The organism is Halorubrum sp. Atlit-26R (assembly GCF_003666015.1).
Classification (GTDB): Archaea; Halobacteriota; Halobacteria; order Halobacteriales; family Haloferacaceae; genus Halorubrum.
Window position 1 is genome coordinate 1 of sequence record NZ_QPLT01000111.1, and the last position, 985, is coordinate 985.

1 protein-coding gene is annotated in these 985 nt (G+C 68.5%); it reads left to right on the forward strand.

What is annotated here, in order from left to right:
* Positions 1–5: 5 nt before the first annotated feature.
* Positions 6–985 (forward strand): sugar phosphate nucleotidyltransferase (locus DVK07_RS19600; RefSeq protein WP_121598519.1); only part of this gene is annotated, 980 nt, incomplete at its 3' end.

The following is a 985-nucleotide window of genomic DNA, read 5'->3' on the forward strand; positions in this document are numbered from 1 at the left end:
AATTCATGAACAACGACTCGGTGACCGCGGTGATCCTCGCCGCGGGTGAGGGGCGTCGGCTAGCCCCGCTGACGAACCGGCGACCGAAGCCGATGGTCCCGGTGGCGAATCGTCCGCTTCTCGAACACGTCGTCGAGGCGGTCACGGCGACCACGATCGACCGGATCGTCCTCGTCGTCGGCTACAAGCAGGAGCGCATCCGGAACCACTTCGGCGACGGCGACGATTGGGGTGTGACGATCGAATACGTCGAGCAGTCCACCCAATTGGGAACCGGTCACGCCGTGTTACAGGCCGAGTCGGTCGTCGACGGGCCCTTCGTCGTGCTCAACGGCGACCGGATCGTCGACCCCGAGATCGTCTCGCAACTGCGCGACAGCGCGGTTGAAGCCGACCTCCCCGCGATGGCGGTCACGAGCGTGGCGCATCCCCGTCAGTACGGCGTCGTCACCCTCGACGGCGAGCTTGTGACCGCCATCGACGAGAAGCCGGAGGGAACCGTCGAGACCAACCAGATCAACGCCGGCGTCTACGCGTTCTCGCCCGCCATATTCGACGCGATCCGCCAGACGCACGCGCCCGGCGAGCTAGCGATCACCGCGACGCTCGACGACCTCGCCGCGAACGAGTCGCTGTCGGCGGTGCGATACGACGGCCGCTGGCTCGACGTGTCGAACCTCTGGGACCTGCTGACCGTGAACGCGGCGCTGATCGGCGAGTCGAGCGAGACTGGGGTTGACGGTCCCACCCTCGCTGACTCGGTGACCGTCGCCGACGACGTGGCGCTCGCGGGCAACGTCCGCGTCGGCCCGAACGTCACGATCGGCGGCAGCACCGCGATCGGGAGCAACGCGACGGTCGAGGCGGGCGCGGTCGTCGAGAACGCCGTGGTCTTCCCCGACGCGGTGATCGGCGCGGGCGCGGTCGTCCGGAACGCGATCGTCGCGGGCAACGCGCGAATCGGCCCGAACACAACGGTCGCGGG